The following is a 20,385-nucleotide window of genomic DNA, read 5'->3' as shown; positions in this document are numbered from 1 at the left end:
TTCCGGACGGTGTCGGTCAGCGGCCGCTGCGCTGCCTGGACAGGGTGTTGGGCCGCACGCCCAGCAGCGTCGCGGCACCGGTGACCGAACCGGTGCGCTCCACCAGCTCGTCGATCTGCCGGCGGCGCAGGGCGCCGAGGTCGGCCTGGAGCACGTCGCGGACCAGGCGGGTGATCACGGCGAGGTCGTGTTCCGCGGCGACCAGGAGGTGTGGGTCGGTCAGGACGGTCAGGGCGCCGCCGTGTGCGGGCACCAGCGTCTGCGCCGGCACCACCGGCAGCGTCCGTGCCAGGCGGCCGGCCAGGCGGGCCGCGCGCAGCAGCGGCGGCAGTTCGTGCTCGGCCACCCGGTACTGCGGCGCGTGGTTGGGATCGTCGGCCAGCTCGTCCCGGGTGTCGCGCTCGGCCTCGAACACCGTGCGGGCGGCCTGCTCCGGGGTGATCCACCGCCAGGGCCTGTCGGTGTCGTGGGCGGGGGGTGTGTCGTCCGGCTCCCACCGGACCGCCAGCGCCGCCGGACACTCGATGTAGCGCCCGGCCGCGGTAATCCACAGCAGGTCGACCAGGTGACGCCCGCGGGCGCGGTCGGTCCACAGCCAGCCGCGGACCCACTCGCGCGGGTCCTCGCCGTCGGTCAGCCGGGCACCGGCGCCCTCGGGTCGGCCGACCACGACGTCCTCGTCGGACCTGGGGTCGGCGCGGCCGTCCTCGCCGGGCACCCGCAGCCCGTCGAACCTGTCCAGCGCCCACCGGACCACCGCGTCGTCGTCGGCATCGGTCCCGGCGCCGACAAGCAGATCGCGCGCGGTGCACACCAGCGCACCGCTCATCCCGTCACGCAATCCGTTCCCGGAGACCTGATGGCGTTCGACGACGAATCCGCGTCCGGACAGCACCAGCGCCGCCTGCTCGGAGGTGGTGTCACGCGCCCTGCCCGACGCCAGGAGTTCGCGCAGCAGTACGGCGCTGACGGCGAGGTGGATCGACGCTGCGGACATGAACCCTCCGGTGAGGTGACCACTCGTGGCCCCGAGTACCCGACACCTCTTCTCGGGTACTCTCAAGGTTGTCTGTAGGGTACCCTACAGACAACCTTGACAGTACCCCACAGGTACGATTGGGTCGATCGTCGAGGGCCGTCGCGTTCGGCACGGTCCCCGGCGTGTTCCCCGTGCACACGGGGTGGATCGAGGCTCGCCCGGCGCGTCCGCCGGGAACCCCGCGCCCGCGGGGATGGGCAGTGCACGCTGCGTTCCGTCCGTCCCGCTCCGCACGGAGCAAGACCGTGGCCCGAACGTTCGGCGAGGTCCAGGTCGGGGCCTGCGAGCACTGCGGGCGCACGGCGGCCCCGCGACGCGGGTTGCTTCCGGTGTTCGCCGACCACCGCGACCGCGCGGGTGAACCGCCTGTGCCGGTCGCGGGCGACCCGCCGCTGCGGCGGTGCGGTTTCCGGCTTTCCGTTCCCCAGGAGAAACATCATGGTCAAGCCCGAGGATCTGGTCGCCGGCCCCGGCGAGATGATCGTGACACGCGGATCCGGCAACGGCGGCACGCGCTACGTCGTCGGGCAGGTCACGAAGGTGTGGTGGTGGAAGACGCAGCACCCCGACTTCACCACTCCCCGCCAGTACGCCCCCGTCGACGAGGACAAGCTGGTGGGATACGTCGTCCCGCTGGAGGTCGCCCAGGAGTACTGGAAGTCCGACGGCCTCTCGTTCGGCGTCGGCGACGACCGCGGAACCGTCTACGCCGCCCGCGTCCGCCCCGCCACCGAGGACGAGGTCACCGCGTTCCTCGGACCGCAGGACCCCGAAGCCGACGCGGCGGCCGAGGCGCGACGCAGGGCGCAGCGAAAGGAGAGGGACAGGCGCATCCTGGACAACGAGATCCACCGCCTGGTGGCGAAGGCCGAAATGGGCGGCCCCCTCGACGGCGAACCGTCGGACACGCCGCCCGCGGACGCCGTCGAGGTGCCGCTCGGCGGGCCGCTGCACAGGGGAGGGCTGCGCCTCTACGTCCGTGACGGACGGGACGGGGAGCAGGGCGTGCTGTGGTCCACGATGACGTTCCGCCCCGACAGGTTCTACCGCCACCCGCTGACCCCGGACCGGCAACAGCTCGTGGACGACCTGCGCAACGCCTACAGCGCACCGCCCGGCACCGAAGACGGTCAACGGTGAGCGACCCGGCCGCGTCCGGAGACGCGATTCCCGGGGCAGTCCGGCGCCGCGTTCCCCGGTAAAGTCGCCGACAGGTTCACCGACGAACAACCGCACACCCCATCACCATTCCTCGCCGATACGATCGGAGACCGATGACCATCGGATACCTGACCTTCGTCACGAGAACCCGCACCATGGGATTCGACTACGACACCCCCGTGCTGGTCATTCACACCGATACGGCGCGAGAGATTTCGCACCTGCCGTTCGTGGAACAGATCCTGCGCGAAGACGGGGCGACCGCGATCACCCCCATCGCCCGGGGGACATCGGCGATCGCCAACCCACAGCGGGGATCCGAGCCCCGTGACCACCGCCTCGCACCCGTCCCCGTGTCCGACATGTGGCTCCAGGTCATGAGAGGCGAGTACGACAGGCGGGCGAAGGTCATCATGGTCCTGGAACCCGTGAACGACACGGGCACAGCCCCATCCGACGAACTCCCGGTAACAGGATTCGCTCCCGACGCGCCCCTGCCGCACTGGCTGGCAGCCGTATTCACGGAAGAGCTGCGCATCGCGAACCAGGATGTCCCGGTCGTCTCCGACTTCCAGAATACGATCGTCGCCTTTCCCCACGTGTTCCGCAGTGTCGAAGAATGGGCCGGAACACAGCGCTGACACCATCGTCCCGCCCCTTCTCGACCACCTCGTCCCGACACTCCCGGAACACACGGCTTCCACGACAACCGGCGAGTCCGGCAAGCCGATCACCACCGACACCGCCCCCGGCAGACACGGGTCCACGCCGTACCCGGCACCGGTGGCCGCACCGGCCACCACCGGCAACCCGTCCCAGCTACCAGGTCGCCAGTCAGACCGTCGCGGGCCGACCGCGACACCCTCCCGCGCGGACGGGGATGCGAAGTACTTCCTCCGAGGTGGCCTGCGGACCCTCGCCAATCGGGCGTGAAGGACGCGGCAGCCGAGGCACCGCGCAGGTTTCGAACACTGCCCGGCTGCCGGTCACAGCGGCGCCGCAGACGATCGTATGTGGGCGTTGACCTGGGGAAGAGGTGGGCTGGAGGGGGTGGTGTCTGTCGTGTGTGCGTCGGTTCGGGTGGCTCGGCGTGGTTTCTGGTTACGGGGGTGGGGGTGTCTGCGACAGTCGGGGGGTGAGGCGGTTGTGGGTGCTGCGGGTGTGGCACGGGTCGGTGTCGGTGCCGGTGGCGGCCGGGGCGGGTGTGGTGACCAACCTGGCCACCGACGAGTTCTCCTGGGCGTGGACCGCCGGCCTGCTGGTGCTGGTGCTGGTGCAGGTGGGGTTGGCGGTGTGGCAGGCGGTGCGGGACCGGCGTGACCTGCGGGAAGCCCGTGACGAGTTGTTGGGGGTGTTGCGGCCGCCGCCTCCGGCATCCCCGGTGCCGGAGGGATCCCCGGTGCGGCCGGATGGTCGGGTGCCGGGGGTGGGTGCGGTGGTGGGGTGGTTGACCGCGCCGTTCACCCCCACCCCGTTGTGGGGACGCAGCACGGTGCGTGGGGATCTGCTGGCGTGGTGCGTCGCCCCGGATCCGCAAGGTGACGTGGTGCGGGTGGTGACGGGTCCGGCGGGGGTGGGCAAGAGCCGCCTGGCCTTGGCCGTGGCGGAGGCGCTGCCGGCGGGGTGGGTGGCGGGTCGTCTGGTGGGGGACGGGGCCGGTGTGGTGGAGCGGACCGCCGCCGCGGGGGATCCCACGCTGGTGATCGTCGACGACGCCGACCGCGTGGCGGCATCCGCCCTGGAAACCCTGATCACCGGCGCGGTGCGGCATCCGGACCTGCTCCGGGTGTTGCTGCTGGCGCGTACCGACGCGGCGCTGCGGTTGTTGTCGGACGAGGTGCGGCCCCGGGTGGCCCGTGCGGAGGTGCTGGCCCCGGTCGGCGAGGCATCGGACCGACAGCGGTGGTTCGCCGAGGCGGTACGGGCCTACGCGCGTGCGTGGCGTGTGCCCGCCCCGGATCTGCCCGACCGGCCGGTCGGCGCCGACGGGGACACCCCGTTGGTGTTGCACGCGCGTGCGCTGTTGGCGGTGTTGGGGCGCAGCGGCATCCGCACCTGGTCACTGGCCGACCTGGTCACCGAGTTGGTGACGTTGGAGCAGCGCTCCTGGCAGACCGACCTGCCGCGGTTGCCGGCCGGCTGTGATGTGGAGGTGCTGGCCGAGGCCGTGGCCGTGTTGGCGCTGCTGCCGGCAGCGGGTGTGGAACTGGCGGCGGAGTTGCTGCGCCGGGTGCCCCAGTTCTCCCACGACACCACACGCGAGTCGCGGGTCGCGGTGGCGCGTTGGGCGCACCGACGCTACCCGCCCGGCCCCGACCACCGTCTGGACCTGCGGCCCCACCTGGTCGGCGAACGACTGGTGCTCGACACCCTCACCCGGACCCCGAGCCTGCTCCGCGACGACGACGTCCCGGCCGTGGCGCCGGTGCTGGCCCGCGCCCACAGCAGCTTCCCCGACGCGCTCGACCACCTCACCGCCCTGCTCACCCGCCAACCACACCTTCTGCCCGACGCGCTGGCCGCCGTCCTGGCCACCGGCGTCACCGGCCGCACCCTCGACCACGCCCTCGCCGCCCTGATCGACACCTACGGCACCGACAGCGACCTGCGCACGCGCCTCATCACACTGGACGACATCCCAGAGCTGCCGTACCTGTCCCTGGCCCAAGCCCGTCTCCGCGTCGAGCACTACCGTGTGCTGGCCGAGGCCGAGCCCGACCGCCACCGCCTCGACCTGGCCCGATCGCTGCACAACCTCGGGTCCTGCTTGGTGGAGGTGGGGCGGGCGCGGGAGGCGCTGGCCGTCGCCGAGCAGGCCGTGGATCACTGCCGTGTGCTGGCCGAGGCCGACCCTGATCGCCACCGCGCCGACCTGGCCCGATCGCTGCACAACCTCGGGTCCTGCTTGGTGGAGGTGGGCCGGGCGCGGGAGGCGCTGGCCGCCGCCGAGCAGGCCGTGGATCACTACCGTGTGCTGGCCGAGGCCGACCCTGATCGCCACCGCGCCGACCTGGCCGTGTCACTGCACAACCTCGGGTCCTGCTTGGTGGAGGTGGGCCGGGCGCGGGAGGCGCTGGCCGCCGCCGAGCAGGCCGTGGATCACTACCGTGTGCTGGCCGAGGCCGACCCTGATCGCCACCGCGCCGACCTGGCCGTGTCACTGCACAACCTCGGGTCCTGCTTGGTGGAGGTGGGCCGGGCGCGGGAGGCGCTGGCCGCCGCCGAGCAGGCCGTGGCCATCCGACGTGTGCTGGCCGAGGCCGAGGCCGACCCTGATCGCCACCGCGCCGACCTGGCCAGGTCTCTGCACATCCTCGGGTCCTGCTTGGTGGAGGTGGGCCGGGCGCGGGAGGGAGTGATCGTCGCCGAGCAGGCCGTGGATCACTGCCGTGTGCTGGCCGAGGCCGACCCTGATCGCCACCGCGCCGACCTGGCCAGGTCCCTGCACAACCTCGGCGCCATCTTGGGCGAGGTGGGGCGGGCGCGGGAGGCGCTGACCGCTGTCGAGCAGGCCGTGGCCATCCGACGTGTGCTGGCCGAGGCCGAGGCCGAGCCCGAACGCCACCGCGCCGACCTGGCCAGCTCCCTGCACAACCTCGGCGCCATTCTGGGCGAGGTGGGGCGGGCGCGGGAGGCGCTGACCGCTGTCGAGCAGGCCGTGGCCATCTACCGTGAGTTGGTCGAGGCCGAGTCCGACCGCCACCGCCCCGACCTGGCCGATTCGCTGTACAACCTCGGCATCTGCTTGCGGGACGTGGGGCGGGCGCGGGAGGCGCTGACCGCCATCGAGCAGACCGTGGCCATCTACCGTGAGTTGGCCGAGGCCGAGGCCGAGGTCGAGGCCGAGTCCGACCGCCACCGCCCCGACCGGGCCCACTCGCTGTACAGCCTCGGCGTCATCTTGAGCGAGATGGGAGACCTCGACGGTGCGCTTCGTGCACAACACGAAGCAGTGACGCTATGGCGGGAATGCGCCGAACAAGACCCCGAGCTGTACGAGGCGCGCTACCAGCGCGCCGCGGCGCAACTACGCCGAGACCTGAACCTGACAGGCCATCACGAGCACGCGGTGGCTTTCGACCTGGCCGCCGAGCCTGTCGACGACTGCGCCGCGACCACCCGGGACGACGCACCACAGCCCTCCATGCCCGACCAGCGCGACGACCCCGGCCGGTAGGACCCCAGCGGACAGGTGCCACCGACAGATCAACGATTCCTCTTCGGAAGGCTGTCGAGCTCGGCCAACCAACGCAACTGCGCGCTGGAGAATTGCGCAGGTTTGCAACACTGTCCGGTTGCCAGTCCGCGACTTCCAGGGCCAACGCCACGGCGCGGCCGGGCCCCGGTACCACCCGGTCGAGCGCGGCGGGCAGGGGGTCGCGGCCTGATGCCCGCACCGCGCGCTCATGCTGTGCTGGCCACTGCCCGATGAACCGCTCGCCCACGACGCCCTCCGCGACTACGCAAGGCACTTGCTGATCTACACCGGCGAACCGAAAGGGGGTCTGTCCAGTTGTCGGCGACTTCTTCCGCGCCTTGGCCGACTCCTGGCCCCTTCTCGGTGGCAGCCCGCATCATGTCGCCTACGGCGGAATCCACTGCTCCGTCGAGGCATACCGTCGGATCGCGTCCTGATCAGAGCCGATCTTCGTACGGCATCGGCAGGCCCGGTGCACCCACGCGGTGATCTGGTGTCGACACCGCGCTCAGCCGGACGACTCCGACTGGCGAGCGAAGAAGCCCTGCATGAGGCTGGCGACGATCCGGTGCGAGCGCGAGCTCGCGGTGTTCAGGGCGGGGAGGATCTCCATGCCCGCGTGCACCATCGGCGACGGGTAGTCGCGTGCACGGGCAGGGCCGAGCGCCAGGGCTGTGGCGGTGTGCACCCGCACGAGCTTCCCGTACTCGCGTGGCGAGGCGGTGTTGACGATCAGGGTGGCGACGTGCGCTTCCAGTGTTCCCGTCTTCACCAGGCCCGCGATCCAGTCGGCGAGGCCGTCGCCGAAGGCCGTGCACTGCTCAGGTGTCCACTCCTCGACCGGGCGCAGGAAGAAGTCCTGGTCGACGCTCGGGGCGGTGGTGTCGTGGTCGTCCACTTAACGCTCCTGGGGTGGGGACGGCGGCGCGGCGAAGCGGCACGCGCCCTGTCCCCCGCCGGCGCGGGGAGCGAGTTCGCGCACGACGTTAGCAGAGGACCCGGCCGGAGGCGGCCGGGTCCGGCGCAGGTGGTCCGCGAGACGGAGCGGTTGCACCGGCATTCCTTGCGAGTGAGAATCGCGCTCGTACTGGTGTTCGACCAGTCGAGCAGCGGATGCCGGCTTCCCCTCGGCGTTGTCGTCGGGGGAGAGGTGTGCGGTGGGCTTCGACAGCCGGCCGGATGGGCCGTGGAGCGAGCCGGCGGGGGCGTTGTCCGGGCGGGTCGACGCCGTCGGGCACCGGTCGCCGGGTCCGCGGGGCCGGGACGGGTACGTGCGGGCGCAGGACCTGGCCGGGCGGCGGGTGACCCGCGAGGAGCCCGGCCTGGCCCGGGTGCCCTACGGCGAGCTGCACGTCCACTCCAACTTCAGCTTCCTCGACGGCGCGAGCCATCCCGAGGAGCTGGTGGAGGAGGCGTCCCGGCTGGGCCTGGATGTGGTCGCGCTGACCGACCACGACGGCATGTACGGCGTGGTCCGCTTCGCCGAGGCCGCCCGGGACCTCGGCGTGCACACCGCCTACGGCGCCGAGCTGGGCCTGGGCGGTGCCCCGCGCACCGGCGTGCCGGACCCGGCGGGTGAGCACCTGCTGGTGCTGGCCCGCGGGCCGGAGGGGTACCGACGGCTGTGCTCGGTGATCAGCGACGCGCACCTGCGCGGCGACGACAAGGGGTGCCGGTCTACGACCCGGAGCAGGTGGTCGACGAGCTGGCGGGGCACGTGCTGGTGTTGACCGGGTGCCGCAAGGGCGCGGTGCGCCGCGCCCTGGCCGAGCACGGCCCGGCCGCGGCCGCCGAGCGGCTGCACGCGCTGGTGGACCGGTACGGCCGCGACCACGTCGTGGTGGAACTGGTCGACCACGCGCAGCCAGGCGACTCGGTGCGCAACGACCTGTTGGCGGCGGTGGCCGCCGAGGTCGGGGTGGCGGTGGTGGCGACCAACGCGGTGCACTACGCCGAGCCGCGGGCCGGACGGGTCGCGGCGGCGTTGGCGTCGGTGCGGTCACGGCTGCCGCTGGAGGCGATGGCGGGCCGGCTGCCGCCGCACGGGCAGGCCGCCCTGCGCTCCGGGGAGCGGATGGCCGCGCGGTTCGCCCGCTACCCCGGTGCCGTGGCCCGCGCGGCCGTGCTGGGCATGGAGTGCGCGTTCGACCTGCGCGTGGTCGCGCCCCGGCTGCCGCCGTTCCCGGTGCCCGAGGGCCACAGCGAGGTGTCCTGGCTGCGCACGCTGACCCTCGCCGGCGCCCGCGAGCGGTACGGGCCGCCCGATGCCGACCCGCGTGCCCACGCGCAGCTGGAGCACGAGCTCGACGTCATCGAGCGCCTGGACTTCGCGGGCTACTTCCTGGTGGTGCACGACATCGTGGACTTCTGCCGCCGCAACGACATCCTGTGCCAGGGACGGGGGTCCGCGGCGAACTCGGCGGTCTGCTTCGCGCTCGGCGTGACCAACGTGGACCCCGTGCGCTGGGACCTGCTGTTCGAGCGGTTTCTCAGCGTCGGGCGGGACGGACCGCCCGACATCGACCTCGACATCGAGTCCGACCGGCGCGAGCAGGCCATCCAGTACGTCTACGGCAAGTACGGCCGCCGTCACGCCGCCCAGGTCGCCAACGTCGTCACCTACCGGGTCCGTTCGGCGATCCGCGATGCCGCGTACGCCCTCGGGCACCCGCCGGGCAGCCGGGACGCCTGGAGCAGGACCGCGGACTCGTGGGGCACCGTGCGCGACGCCGCCGCCGCGCCGCCGGCGGCCGGGCGCGACGGCGCGGCGGGACGTGTGCCGCCGGTGCCCGCCGACGTGCTCGCCCTCGCGGCCCGGATCGAGGGGTTCCCGCGGCACCTGGGCATCCACTCCGGCGGCATGGTGATCTGCGACCGGCCGGTGGCCGAGGTGGTCCCCGTCGAGCGCGCGCGCATGCCGGGCCGGACCGTCCTGCAGTGGGACAAGGACGACTGCGCCACCGCCGGGCTGGTCAAGTTCGACCTGCTCGGGCTCGGGATGCTCTCCGCGGTCCGCTACGCCCGCGACCTGATCGCCGCCCACCACGGCGTCCGGGTCGACCTCGCACGCCTCGACCTCGCCGACCCGGCCGTCTACGCGATGCTGTGCGACGCCGACACCGTCGGGGTGTTCCAGGTGGAGAGCCGGGCCCAGATGTCCACCCTGCCCCGACTGTTTTCCGACCACCCGTTGGGGTGTTCGTGACGTTCGCGGACCGGCTTGTCCTCAAGCCAGCGTGCCTCTTTACCGACTTGGTACGGGACGTGCGTGGTGTGCGGGCGTCCCCGGGATGGAGGCGTGTGTGGGACGTCGGCTATTGGTGGTCGGGCAGTTGCGGGTGCAGTCGGTCGACCGGTCGGTCGGGTGGAAGTCCTTCACGATCGTGGAGGCGGACGGTCGGGTGCACGAGGGTGCCGACCGGTTCTTGGCGCTCCACGACGGGTCGGGAACCCAGCGCACCTACGCGTATTGCCTGGTCGACCACCTGCGGTGGTGCGTGCGCGAAGGGCTTGCGCCGGGACGGGTGACGTTGCGGGATCTGGAGCGGTACATGGGCGCGGTCGGGGCGAAGATCCCAGGTCCGCTCGGTGTGCCGTGGCGGGTGGGCAAGCGTCCGTACGGGGACAGCGCGCTGTCGACGGCGGCGGCATGTCTGAAGGGCTTCTACCTGGAGCAGGCGAAGTCGGGAGTGAACCGGGCGCTGGCCGAGGAGCTGGACCGGTCGCGCCTGCCGACCCGCGCGGACCGGCGCCGCCGACTGCTCGGCCACGTGACAGGACGGGTCGCGGCCAACCCTCTCGCGCCGCAGCGGGTGCGACGACGCCACCCGAAGATGCTGCCGGAGGGCGCGAAGGAGAAGCTGCTGCCGGTCCTGACCTATGCGCGGGACCGGCTGGTGGTCCAGTGGCTTGCGGACGGCGGTCTACGGATCGGCGAGTTGTGCGGGCTGCACCTGGCTGACCTCCATCTGAGGTCGGACGCGGCGTGCGGGGAGTGTCGGTCGCCGCATGTGCACGTGTGCCGCCGGCACGACAACCCCAACGACGCGCTGGCCAAAGGTCGGGTGCCGTGGTCGGTCGAGGACGGCACGGTCATCGGAGGGTTGATCAAGCGGGTCAGTCCGGCGATGGTGCATGCCTACTTCGACTACATCGTCGGGGAACGGCGGACCGTCGCCGCCGGGCACGAACTGCTGCTGGTACAACTGGCCGGGCCGGGTATCGGGCAGGCGTGGGCTCCCGCGGCTGCGCGGGGGATGCTGCGACGTGCGGGCCGCAGGGCGGGATTGGGCCGGGTCCGGCCACACATGTTCCGGCACAGTTTCGCCACGGCGGTGCTGGAGGCCAGCGGCGGGAACCTGGTGGTGGCGCGCGAGGCGGGCGGGTGGGCATCAACGGCGATGGTGGACGAGATCTACGCCCATGTGGATCTGCACGATCTGGCGTTCGACGCGGCACTGCGCACGGTCTGGGGGCAGCGGTGACGACCACGTCGACGGTGCGACTGAACCTGCTGCGCAACCCCGGCGATCCTCAGAGGGATCGTCTTCCCGGTGACCGGTTGGAGCTGCTCACGGCGCTGATCGCCGCGCCGTCGTTCGACCCGCTCCTGCGTCCGCACCTCGTGCGGTTCCCACCCGACCACCCCACCTACCGGTGGATGTGCGTGGTCGCCGGATGCGAACGACCGAACGAACAGACCAGCAACTTCAACCACTGCTGGGAGCACGGCAGGCTCTGGCGGCAGGCACGGGCCGCCGGGACCGGCCGGGCCGAATTCCTGCTGACGGCGCAGCCGTTGACGGCGGCCGGATACGTGGGGCAGGTGCCGTGCCGGATCTGCCTGGTCCGCCCGGCCCGCAGCAACGGCCACCGCCTCTGCCACCGGCACTACAACCGGTGGAGGCACTGGTCCCCGAAGCACCCCGAGGTCACGCTGGAGCAGTGGCTGGTCGACCAGGCCGCGTTCGACGGCTACGGCGACTGCCAGGCCGCCGCGTGCCCGGATCTGGCCTGGTCGCCGTTGAGGTTGTGTCGCTGGCACGAGGGCGCCTACGGACGCGCCGGGCGGCCCGGCGGGATGGCAATCCCTGCGAGGTGGTTCCGGTACTTCGAGAGCTGCGGCAGGCCGGTCCCGATCTCCTGCGTGGACCGCGCGGCGTTCCGTGAGTGGTGCCGCCGGGCGCCGGTGGAGCCGGTGCCCGGACAGGCGAACCTGCTGGGGCTGCATCCACTGGTCGCGGCCGAAATCAGGTGGGGGCTGTTCCGCCACCAGGACGGTGCACGCTCGACGTGGCCGTTGGCGTGGGTGCAGGCGCTGGCCAACGCCTGCCTGCAGGCACAAGTGACGACGTTGGTCGACCTGGAGCTGGCGGACTGCGTCCCCTACGCGCGGACCGTGGCGCGGGAGATCCTCGACGAGTTGCGGCTGGTCTACTTCACCGTGGAGGACACCCGCGAGGCGGGTTTCATCGAAACCGACCACTTCGGAGTCCGGTTCCGTCGCAACACCAGTCATTTCAGCCTCACCGCGATCCCGCAGCGCTGGCTCCGGGATCTGTGCTGGGATGCGATGGCGGCCCTGCTCCGCTCGCCGAAATGCCCGCAGCGAGGCCCGTTCGACCGCATGCGCCGGGCCTGCGTCGAACTCGGCGCGTTCCTCGCCGGCGACGCGCCCGAGGGCGGGCACGACCCCACGCTGCTGCGGGCCGGGCACATGGACCGGTTCGTCGCCGACTACCGGCGCCGCGAACGCGACCGCCTACCCTCCCCGGCGCTGATCCGCAGCGACGGCACACCGGCCCTGGTCACCGCAGGCACCCGCGCCGATGTGCTCGACGCCCTGCGCCGGCTGCTGACCAACGCCTGGAATCAGGGCCGGTTGGAGCAGATCCGTCTGGACCGGGAGTTCGCCGTGGCCGTACCGGCGACCGGAGCGCGCGGGGGCAGGGTGCGGCGGCCGTTCCCCGACCACGTCGCCAAGGCGGTGGCTGACCCCGCCAACCTCGACCGCCTCGACGCGTTGGACACCGACGACCGAGGGCTGCGCGACGTCTGGGAGACCCTCGTCGCCACCGGCCGCCGCTGCGGAGAGGTGATCGGGCTGAAGTTGGAGTGCGTGGAGGTCCACCACGGACTGCCGCTGCTGTGGCACGACCAGACCAAGATCGGCCACTACGACGAGGCGATCCGCATTCCGCAATCGGTGCACGCCCGCTTGGAGGAACGCCGCCGCAAGACCCTCGCAGCGTTCGTCCAACGCCACGGTCGCCACCCAAGCGTCGACGAACGCGCCGGCCTGGCGCTGTTCCCCACCCCCATCCGCAATCCCTTCGGCACCAAGCCGTTGGACTACAGTTGGTTCTACCGAGCGTTCCGGATCTGGATGGACGGGCTGCATCTGGGCGGGTTCGTCGCCCACCAGGCACGTCATACCCTGGCCACCGCCCTGCTGCGCCACGGCGCGGGCCTGTCGCACATCCGCCGATACCTCGGCCACGTCTCCGAACGGATGACCGAACGGTACGCCAAGATCGCCTTGTCCGAGATCGAGGACGTGCTCCAGCATGTCTGGGTCACCGGCCCCGGCTCACCCATCCCCGGCCAAGCGCTGTCCACCGGGATCGAGCCGATGGACCGCGCCCGCGCCGAAGCTCTCGCCGTGGATCTCGCGAGACGCAGCACTCCGGCCGAGGGTGGATTCTGCACCTTTCAGCCCGTGGTCCAGGGTCACCGCTGCCCGTGGAATCTTGACTGCCACAACTGCGACAAGTTCGTGCTGTCCGGCGCGGACCTGCTCTACTGGCGGCGCAAACGCGAACAGTGGCGAGCTATCGCCGAACGCGCCCCCGACGACGCCACCGCGGACTACCTGCACCAGGTGTTCGCACCGACCGGTCGCGCGATCGATGGACTCGAGAAGGCCCTGGCCGCGCTCGGTCTGCTCGACGACGCCCTCTCCCTGGACATGCGCCGTCCGCAGGACTTCTTCAACCGGGTCTGGAGCACCTCCTTCCCTGCCGCCGACCTCGCCACTGACCACGACAACAGTCAGAAGGTTCCGGAATGACCGGCGCGACCCGTAACGGTGACCGTACCGCCGCCGCCGTGATGGCACGCCGCCAGCACGCTGGCCGCCTGCTCCGCGACGTCGAGGAGGCGCTGCGGAAGATCCGCAAGGACGGCTCCCGGGTCACCGTCCGCGCAGTCGCCACCCGGGCGGGCGTCTCCCGCACCTTCCTCTACGAGAACGCCGAAGCACGCCGGTTGGTCGAAGCCGCGATCGCGACGGCTGGCGCACGGCACAGAACGACGACCGAGACCCACGACCGGACAGCGGAATCGTCCTGGCGGGAACGGGCACTCAACGCCGAGGACGCCCTGACCGCCGCGCATCGTGAGATCACCCTGCAACGCCGGCGGATCGCCGAACTGCTGGGCCACATCCGCGACCTCGCCCCACATGACGCACAGGCGACCGTCGACCGACTCGTCACCGAGAACACCGCGCTCGCACAACAGGTCCGGCAACTCGACGACGGAAACCGACTACTCACCGAGCGGTTGGAAGCCGCACGCTCCAACAACCGCTTCCTCGACCGCCGGCTCGGCGACCTGGAGGCACGCCTGCTCCACCACGAGATCCCGGACATGCCCGGAATCGGCCTCCAACGGTCAGGTCGGACTGCTGATGTTGCGCGTGATGACGTCGGTGACGGCCGTTAAGGGCTGACACGAGGGGACGGGTCTTTCGGCGGCAGGATGGAAGTGCGACCAATACATCCGCCGAGCAGAAAGACCCGTCCACGCTTCACGGTAACGCCCCGCTATCGGTCGAAGGCAGCCACCGCCTGGTGCAACGCTGCCGCACCCACCCCATCGCCCATGTCGCGGCCGAGATGGGCATCTCCGGCAGTGCGCCTCGAAATGGGTCAACCGCTACCGCCGCTTCGACGAGGCCGGGCTGCCCGACCGTCCCAGTGCTCCGCGCAGGCAGCCCACCGCCGCACCGGCCGCGGTGGTAGTCCGGATCGAGCGGCCGCGGCGGGAGCGCCAATGGTCGGCCCGTCGCATCGCGCTGGAACTCGCCGCCGAGGGCACGGCGGTGTCGGTGCGTACCGTCGGCCGACACCTGGACCACTCGGGCTCAACGGCCGCCGGTTCCTCGACCCGACCGGGGAGAACAACCGTGTGCCCGCCGGATCGTCGCCCGGTGGCCCGGTCGCGCCCGGATCCACCAAATCGTCGGCGCGTGACCTGGCGCAGACGGTGCTCAACGTCGTCCATGGTTTCCACTGACCTATTCGATATGTTGAGCTGGTGACAGGCGGCAGTCTGAGCAGCGAGGTTGGACTGCTGTGCGCCGAGTACGAGGAACTCGGCCACCCCGGTGCCGTCTTCGTCGCACTCCGGCTGCGCGACCTGATGGCCGCCGGTCATCGGCTCGCCGAGATCGAGGCCGAGTTCCGCCGCCGTGATGCCCGGTTCTTCCTGCTCGGCCTGCCGTTGAGCCCTGACGAACAAGCCCACTACCAGCTGTTCCATCCCGACGAGGCGGTCGACGACACGAACCTGCGGTTCTCGCTGTGGATCGGGGTGAACGGGCGCGACGAGGCCGACGCGATGCTCGCGGAGGCGTCGCTGACCCGCGCGGAGAACGCGGCCAACCTCGCGGTCACCGGCCTGCTCGCCGCGCGCGACGAGCCGTCCGACGAGCCGACCGCCAATGAGCTGCTGAGCTGGCTGCTGCTGGACGCGCGCACCTGGACGGCCCGGCGCGACGCGATCCGCCGGCACCTCGACCTACTGCGCGACCCGTGGACCCGGGACCGGCTGGACGAGGCGGTCGAGGTCCTATCGAATCCGGATAGCCGGCGGGTGGTCCGCGCGGTCCGGGATCTCGTGGTCCGGGCGACCGAGGACGGGCAGGCGGCCGCCTTCGCGACCTGCGAGTTCCTCGTTCTGGAGGCGCTGGAGGCGTTCCTGTCCGCGCCCACCTGGGCCGCGGCGGCCGAGGTGCACCGCGCGTACCCGGACGAACTTGGTGGTGACCTGGCCGGCGATATCCTGGCCGGGATGAAGCGCGACGTCCGGTACACGGCCGCGCAACTGGCGGTCCTCGACGCGCACGGCCAAGTCCTCGAGGACGCCTGGGAGCACGGAATCGAGGCGGCGGCCACCGAGGCGCAGCGACGTTACCCGGTGAAACACGGCACCCCGGCCGCCGAGGATCACCTGCTGGCGGCGGTCAGCGCACCGGATCTGGAGACGTCCCGCGACATCCTGTTGGCCGCACCCACCGAGGTGTTCATGGCTGGGCGCGAGGCCGCGCTGGACCTGCTACGCCGGCGTGCGCCCGACGACGAGATCTGGAGGGTCGGGCTGGTCGCCGACGCCGCGGAACGCGGGGTCGAGGCGGCCTACGCGGACTGGGCCGAACTCGCGGAGACCACCGGCATTCCGCAGCTTACCGTGCTGGTCGGACGACATCGAGGCTATCTGCGGGACCGAGCCCTCGAACTGCTGCTGACCGCACAGGCCCAGGCTGGGAACCAGGCCGCCGAACGCGAGATCGCCCAGGAACTCGCCGAGCGTCGTACACCTGGGAGCCCGCCAGGCCGGCGGCCATACGACCTGGTGAACCTCGGGGTGGTCAGCTCGAAGCAGGGTGACCTGGACACCGCCCGAGCCGCGTTCCGGGAGGCGCATCAGCTTCTCACGGCGGTCGGCAGCCGCGCGCTGCGCGGCCTACTCCGGCTCCGGGCCGGCATCTTCGCCCATGACTACGACGATGACTTCCCGACCGCAGTGCACCACTTCCGGGGGGCGGTCGAGGACTTCCGCGCGACCGATGACATCGTCTCCATGGCCTACGCCCTCGAACAGCTGTCGTCGGTGTTCCGGGAACTGGAACGCGGCGACGCCCTGATGTACGCCACTGTCGCCGACCGATTGGTCCTCGAGATGGACGTGGACGCGCGAGGCGTCGCCGGCGATTACGACCACGTGGCGTTCGACGTAAACCGCGGGATGGTCGAGTCGCAGTTCCTGTTCGACGACTTCGCGGCCGCCGCCGACCGGGCGAACTGGATGCTCACCGATCCGGAGACCCAGATGGACGACGACGAGCGAATCGCCCTGCAGCGGATCCTTGTGGCTTGCGCAATCCGCGAACACCGCTGGGGTGCCGCCCGCAAGACGGTGACGTCGTGGAGGGCCGACGGCTTCGACGACTGGGCTGGCCTCGGGCACGCCGCCGTTGCCGCTGGCCGGGCCGCGGCCCGGTGGCCGGGCAAAACGGTGGCTCCCGCCCGGCACAAGGACCTGGCCGGGCTCGCCGAGACCCTACGCGGGCTCGGCGCGCCCGATGAGGACATCCACCGACTGCTCATCCCCACCACATGGAAAGCGCTCGGCGACGCCCTCATCGACACGCTCGCCGGCGCGAGACGCGGCGACCCGCTGATGGGGCGCCGGGTGTTTGGAGACTATGAGGCGGACGCCTGGAGAACGCGCTCCAACCGCATCGCGTCGATCCCGCTGACCGGCGGCCCGGGCCTGCCGGCTGGGGCGCCCTGGCGCGAAGTGATCGCGCACTACCACGAACGTGGCGTCTGGCAGCTGCCCGACCTGGCCGTGTTCGGGCCGGTTCTCGACCGCTGGTCGGCGCTGTCGCGGTTCGACGACATAGCCCGAATCAACCAGCCGGTTCCCGGAGCCAGCCTGGACGTCTACTTCTACCAGTCCGATCCGGAGGGCCACCTAGCGGGCCTGCACGGCTGCGTGTACGTCCCGGAGTCCGAAATGATCGTCTGCTCGTTGTCATACCTGGAGGACCTGTTCAACGCCGGTGAACTCACCTGGGATGCCGAGGAGGCGATCATCCAGAAGAGCCTCGCTGGCAGTGAGTGGGAGGCGGCCGCCACGGTCCTGACCACGAAGGCACGCGCCCGGCAACGGGCCCTGCTCGAATGGGTGATCGCCCACGAGATCGGGCACGCCCACCACGGCCACGCGGCGGGCGCCCGGACCGCACGGGAAGCGCTCGCCCTCGAGGAGGAGGCCGACGCGTTCTTCCTCGACGGCATCGCCGCCCAGGACAGCGCTGATGAGCTGTATCTCGCCATGTCGATCCAGCTTCGCAGCCTATACGCCTACGAGGTGCGGCGGCAGCGGAGACACACGCCGACGAATCAGGAGCGGCAGGATCTGTCCGTGCGGATCGACGGCTCCCCTGACGGGACCGGCCACCGCCCGCTGGTGTTTCGGGCGGTGAACCTGATCCGGTCGCTGCTGCGCCGCAGACCAGAACTCGGCTCGATCGACTACTACGATCGGTTCGCGGCCACCCTTGAAGGCCGCTGAGGAGGGCGCATGGCGTCGGAGGAGACCGTCTGCACGGTCGACGTGGAGCTCAACGGGCACCCGCACCAGGTCGTTGTGTCCGGCAACAACTCGCCGGTCTTCGGGTTCGACACCGGCGGCGGCACGCTGCCCGCGCCCGTCCCGCTGCGGTTGCGCTGCGAGGTCTGCAACGGTGCCGCGAAGCTGGCGTTCTCGCCACCGTCGGCGTCCTGGCGCCGGCCGTACCTGGTCCGCCGCGTAATCCACACGACCGATGAGTGAGGTGCTGCCGGTCGGGCATGACGACGAGGACAAGCGGGCCTTCGCCTGGCACCTGATGAAGACGTCCAACGACGTGGTCACCGGGTTCGCGAAGATCATGGCGACTACTGCGATGACCGCGATCGGGGTGCTGCTGTCGCTGGCCGGATTCCTGAAGGTGGGCACGAATTTCGCCGGTTGGAAGGCGGTGCTACTGGCGATCGCCTGCTTCGCCTTCTTGGCGGCTACCCTGCTGTTCTCCTGGGCGGTGCGAGGGCAGCGCCTCGCGATCAGCCCCGACGACTACGACGACGTAGTCGAGCAGTTCCTAAGGGCGGCGCGGCGCCGCCAGCAGGTGATCAACGTGGGCCTCGGGGTGGTCACCGTCGCGACGATCTGCGGACTGGTGGCTGTGCTGGCCGCCCTCACCGCAGCGCCGGGTCCGTGACCGGCACCGGCCCACCGGCCAGCAGGGAGGACACCCGCCAGAAACCGTGCTGCGCGGCCACTGCTACGGCGCCGTCGGCGACCCGCACCCACTCGCTGCTGCCGGACCACAGCGCGACCGGGCGTGGTGCACCTGGCGTGACGCCGCAGTCGCCGCAGCACGCGACAACGATCCGGTAACGCCAGGTACAACGGACTTGGTGCTGCGCGTGAGGCCACCCTCGCCGACTGCGAGCGGCTCTACAGCGCTGCCAGCGCGGCGGTCACACAACTGCACGGCTCGTTCGACCGCTGCGGTGTGACCGACTTCGACACGACAACACGCCGTGCGAGCGACATCTACTTGGCTGACATGTACGCGTCGCTACAGTCCACGTCGGAGGCACGCCCCTGCCGCCGGTGGTTGAAAAACGACTGCGCCCGGAGACGTTCTGGGACCTCGCGGTCGAGGTCGCGCTGATCCGGCCCGGCCCGATCCAGGGCGGCTCGGTACACCCCTACCTCCGACGCCGCCGGGGCGAGCCGTGGCGCCACGAGCACCCGCTGCTCGCCGACGCGCTGGACCGCACCCTGGGCGTGCCGCTGTTCCAGGAGCAGGTCATGCGCGTCGCCATCGACGTCGCCGGCTTCACCCCGGGCGAGGCCGACGAACTGCGCCGCGCGATGGGCTCCAAACGGGCCTCGGCGAAGATGGACCGCCTGCGCGAGCGCTTCTACGCCGGAGCGGCGCGCAACGGCGTCACCGGCGAACTCGCCGACCGGATCTTCGGCCAGGTCAAGGCGTTCAGCGGGTACGGCTTCCCGATGTCGCATTCCCTGGCCTTCGCGCACCTGGTGTTCACCAGCGCCTGGCTCAAGCTCTACTACCCCTCGGCGTTCTGCGCGGCGCTGCTGCGCGCGCAGCCGATGGGCTTCTACACCCCGCAGTCGCTGGTCGCCGACGCCCGCCGCCACGGGGTGCGGATCCTGCGCGCCGGCGTCAACACCGCCCTGGCCCACGCCACCCTGAACCCGCATCCCGACAGCCGCGGCGGGCAGGCGGTCCGGCTCGGGCTGGCCGCGATCCGCGACCTGGGCGACGCGGCCGCCGACCGCATCGTCACCGCCCGCCAGGCCGACGGCCCTTACCACGGCCTGGGCGAGCTGGCCCGGCGCGCGGACCTGTCCACCGCCCACCTGGAGGCCCTGGCGAGCGCGGGCGCGGTCGACGAGCTCACCGGGGACCGCCGGACCGGGCTGTGGCAGGCCGGCGCCGCCGCCCGCGAACGCACCCCCGGCACGCTGCCCGGCACCGCCGCGGCGGGCGCACCGGCGCTGCCCGGCATGTCGCAGTGGGAACTGGTCGCGGCCGACATCCGCTGGACCGGCATCACCCCCGACAGCCACCCGGTCGAGCTGCTGCGCGCCCACCTCGCCACGCTGGGCGCGGTCCCCGTCGACCGGCTGCGCCACCTCCCGCACGGCACCCGCGTGCTCGTCGCCGGGGCGGTCACCCACCGCCAACAGCCGCCCACCGCCGGCGGCGTGGTCTTCCTCAACCTGGAGGACGAGACCGGCATGCTCAACGTCACCGTCGGCCCCGGCCTGTGGCGTGCCAGCCGCCCCTACGCCCGCGACGCCGGCGCCCTGCTCGTGCGCGGCATGCTCGACACCGCGAGCGGACCGCTCGGCGTACTGGCCGACCAACTGCGTCTGCTCGATCCCCGCGCGGCGGGCACGACGGCGAGGAACTTCCGGTAGACGACCGGTGTCGACGCGGAGGGCACGACGACGGCCCCGACCCACCCGGTCGACAGGCCGTCGCGGCCGGGACAAGGGCCGCCGGCCGGTGCTCGGAGGCCGGGGCGCGTCACCGTCCGGCCGGCGACAGCGGCAGGAAGGTCGCCCGCAGCCTCACGCCCGGAGCTTTCCTGGCCGTCGGCGGGTCGCGGATCAC

At 71.6% G+C, this 20,385-nt stretch carries 12 protein-coding genes and 2 pseudogenes; 12 read left to right on the top strand and 2 right to left on the bottom strand.

The window, feature by feature from the left end; translation table 11 throughout:
• Window positions 1-16 precede the first annotated feature (16 nt).
• A complete protein-coding gene (locus tag EKG83_RS26445; RefSeq protein ID WP_033434933.1) occupies window positions 17-997 on the bottom strand; it encodes a hypothetical protein in 981 nt (326 codons plus the stop codon).
• A 480-nt stretch (window positions 998-1,477) separates the two neighbouring features.
• On the opposite strand from EKG83_RS26445, the gene EKG83_RS26440 reads away from it, so the two are divergent.
• From EKG83_RS26440 to EKG83_RS49155, 3 genes are all read left to right on the top strand, one after another.
• On the top strand, window positions 1,478-2,179 hold the full coding sequence (locus EKG83_RS26440; RefSeq protein WP_033434932.1) for a hypothetical protein: 702 nt from the start codon (window positions 1,478-1,480) through the stop codon (window positions 2,177-2,179).
• Between the two features lie 134 nt (window positions 2,180-2,313).
• Entirely contained in the window at window positions 2,314-2,841 is a 528-nt protein-coding gene (locus tag EKG83_RS26435) for a hypothetical protein (protein WP_033434931.1), read from the top strand.
• A gap of 425 nt (window positions 2,842-3,266) precedes the next feature.
• Window positions 3,267-6,377 carry a tetratricopeptide repeat protein gene (locus EKG83_RS49155; RefSeq protein WP_153278418.1) on the top strand — a complete coding sequence of 1,037 codons (3,111 nt, stop codon included), beginning with the start codon at window positions 3,267-3,269 and terminating at the stop codon, window positions 6,375-6,377.
• Between the two features lie 529 nt (window positions 6,378-6,906).
• On the opposite strand, the gene EKG83_RS26425 is transcribed toward EKG83_RS49155, so the two are convergent.
• Window positions 6,907-7,296 carry a hypothetical protein gene (locus tag EKG83_RS26425; RefSeq protein ID WP_033434930.1) on the bottom strand — a complete coding sequence of 130 codons (390 nt, stop codon included), beginning with the start codon at window positions 7,294-7,296 and terminating at the stop codon, window positions 6,907-6,909.
• A gap of 259 nt (window positions 7,297-7,555) precedes the next feature.
• Between EKG83_RS26425 and EKG83_RS26420 the strand changes: the two are divergent.
• From EKG83_RS26420 to EKG83_RS26380, 9 genes and pseudogenes are all read left to right on the top strand, one after another.
• Window positions 7,556-9,573: pseudogene (locus EKG83_RS26420) on the top strand (PHP domain-containing protein); the annotation flags it as partial.
• Between the two features lie 163 nt (window positions 9,574-9,736).
• Window positions 9,737-10,882, top strand: coding sequence for a tyrosine-type recombinase/integrase (locus EKG83_RS26415; protein WP_228122211.1), 1,146 nt, complete (start codon window positions 9,737-9,739; stop codon window positions 10,880-10,882).
• Window positions 10,879-13,467 carry a tyrosine-type recombinase/integrase gene (locus tag EKG83_RS48285; RefSeq protein WP_228122210.1) on the top strand — a complete coding sequence of 863 codons (2,589 nt, stop codon included), beginning with the start codon at window positions 10,879-10,881 and terminating at the stop codon, window positions 13,465-13,467. The genes EKG83_RS26415 and EKG83_RS48285 overlap by 4 nt, the downstream gene beginning before the upstream one ends.
• The gene (locus EKG83_RS26405) at window positions 13,464-14,123 is read left to right on the top strand and encodes a DUF6262 family protein (RefSeq protein WP_063741512.1); all 660 of its coding nucleotides are present in this window, start codon (window positions 13,464-13,466) and stop codon (window positions 14,121-14,123) included. The genes EKG83_RS48285 and EKG83_RS26405 overlap by 4 nt, the downstream gene beginning before the upstream one ends.
• A gap of 125 nt (window positions 14,124-14,248) precedes the next feature.
• A pseudogene (locus EKG83_RS26400) lies at window positions 14,249-14,620 on the top strand (helix-turn-helix domain-containing protein); the annotation flags it as partial.
• Between the two features lie 97 nt (window positions 14,621-14,717).
• Window positions 14,718-17,762 carry a hypothetical protein gene (locus EKG83_RS26395; protein ID WP_033434928.1) on the top strand — a complete coding sequence of 1,015 codons (3,045 nt, stop codon included), beginning with the start codon at window positions 14,718-14,720 and terminating at the stop codon, window positions 17,760-17,762.
• Window positions 17,763-17,771: 9 nt separating this feature from the next.
• Window positions 17,772-18,023 carry a hypothetical protein gene (locus EKG83_RS26390; protein WP_033434927.1) on the top strand — a complete coding sequence of 84 codons (252 nt, stop codon included), beginning with the start codon at window positions 17,772-17,774 and terminating at the stop codon, window positions 18,021-18,023.
• Complete coding sequence (locus tag EKG83_RS26385; protein ID WP_153278417.1) at window positions 18,016-18,450, top strand: hypothetical protein; 435 nt, start codon at window positions 18,016-18,018, stop codon at window positions 18,448-18,450. Before EKG83_RS26390 ends, EKG83_RS26385 begins: the two co-directional genes overlap by 8 nt.
• Before the next feature lie 398 nt (window positions 18,451-18,848).
• Entirely contained in the window at window positions 18,849-20,189 is a 1,341-nt protein-coding gene (locus EKG83_RS26380; RefSeq protein WP_051766850.1) for a helix-hairpin-helix domain-containing protein, read from the top strand.
• The last annotated feature ends 196 nt before the right edge of the window (window positions 20,190-20,385 follow it).

It is taken from the genome of Saccharothrix syringae, assembly GCF_009498035.1.
Lineage (GTDB): Bacteria > Actinomycetota > Actinomycetes > Mycobacteriales > Pseudonocardiaceae > Actinosynnema > Actinosynnema syringae.
This window is presented reverse-complemented; position numbering and strand designations above follow the sequence as displayed.

Coding starts and splice junctions, on each gene's coding strand:
- EKG83_RS26445 (WP_033434933.1), bottom strand. CDS start 997: ATGTCCGCAGCGTCGATCCACCTCGCCGTCAGCGCCGTACTGCTGCGC.
- EKG83_RS26440 (WP_033434932.1), top strand. CDS start 1,478: ATGGTCAAGCCCGAGGATCTGGTCGCCGGCCCCGGCGAGATGATCGTG.
- EKG83_RS26435 (WP_033434931.1), top strand. CDS start 2,314: ATGACCATCGGATACCTGACCTTCGTCACGAGAACCCGCACCATGGGA.
- EKG83_RS26405 (WP_063741512.1), top strand. CDS start 13,464: ATGACCGGCGCGACCCGTAACGGTGACCGTACCGCCGCCGCCGTGATG.
- EKG83_RS26390 (WP_033434927.1), top strand. CDS start 17,772: ATGGCGTCGGAGGAGACCGTCTGCACGGTCGACGTGGAGCTCAACGGG.
- EKG83_RS26385 (WP_153278417.1), top strand. CDS start 18,016: ATGAGTGAGGTGCTGCCGGTCGGGCATGACGACGAGGACAAGCGGGCC.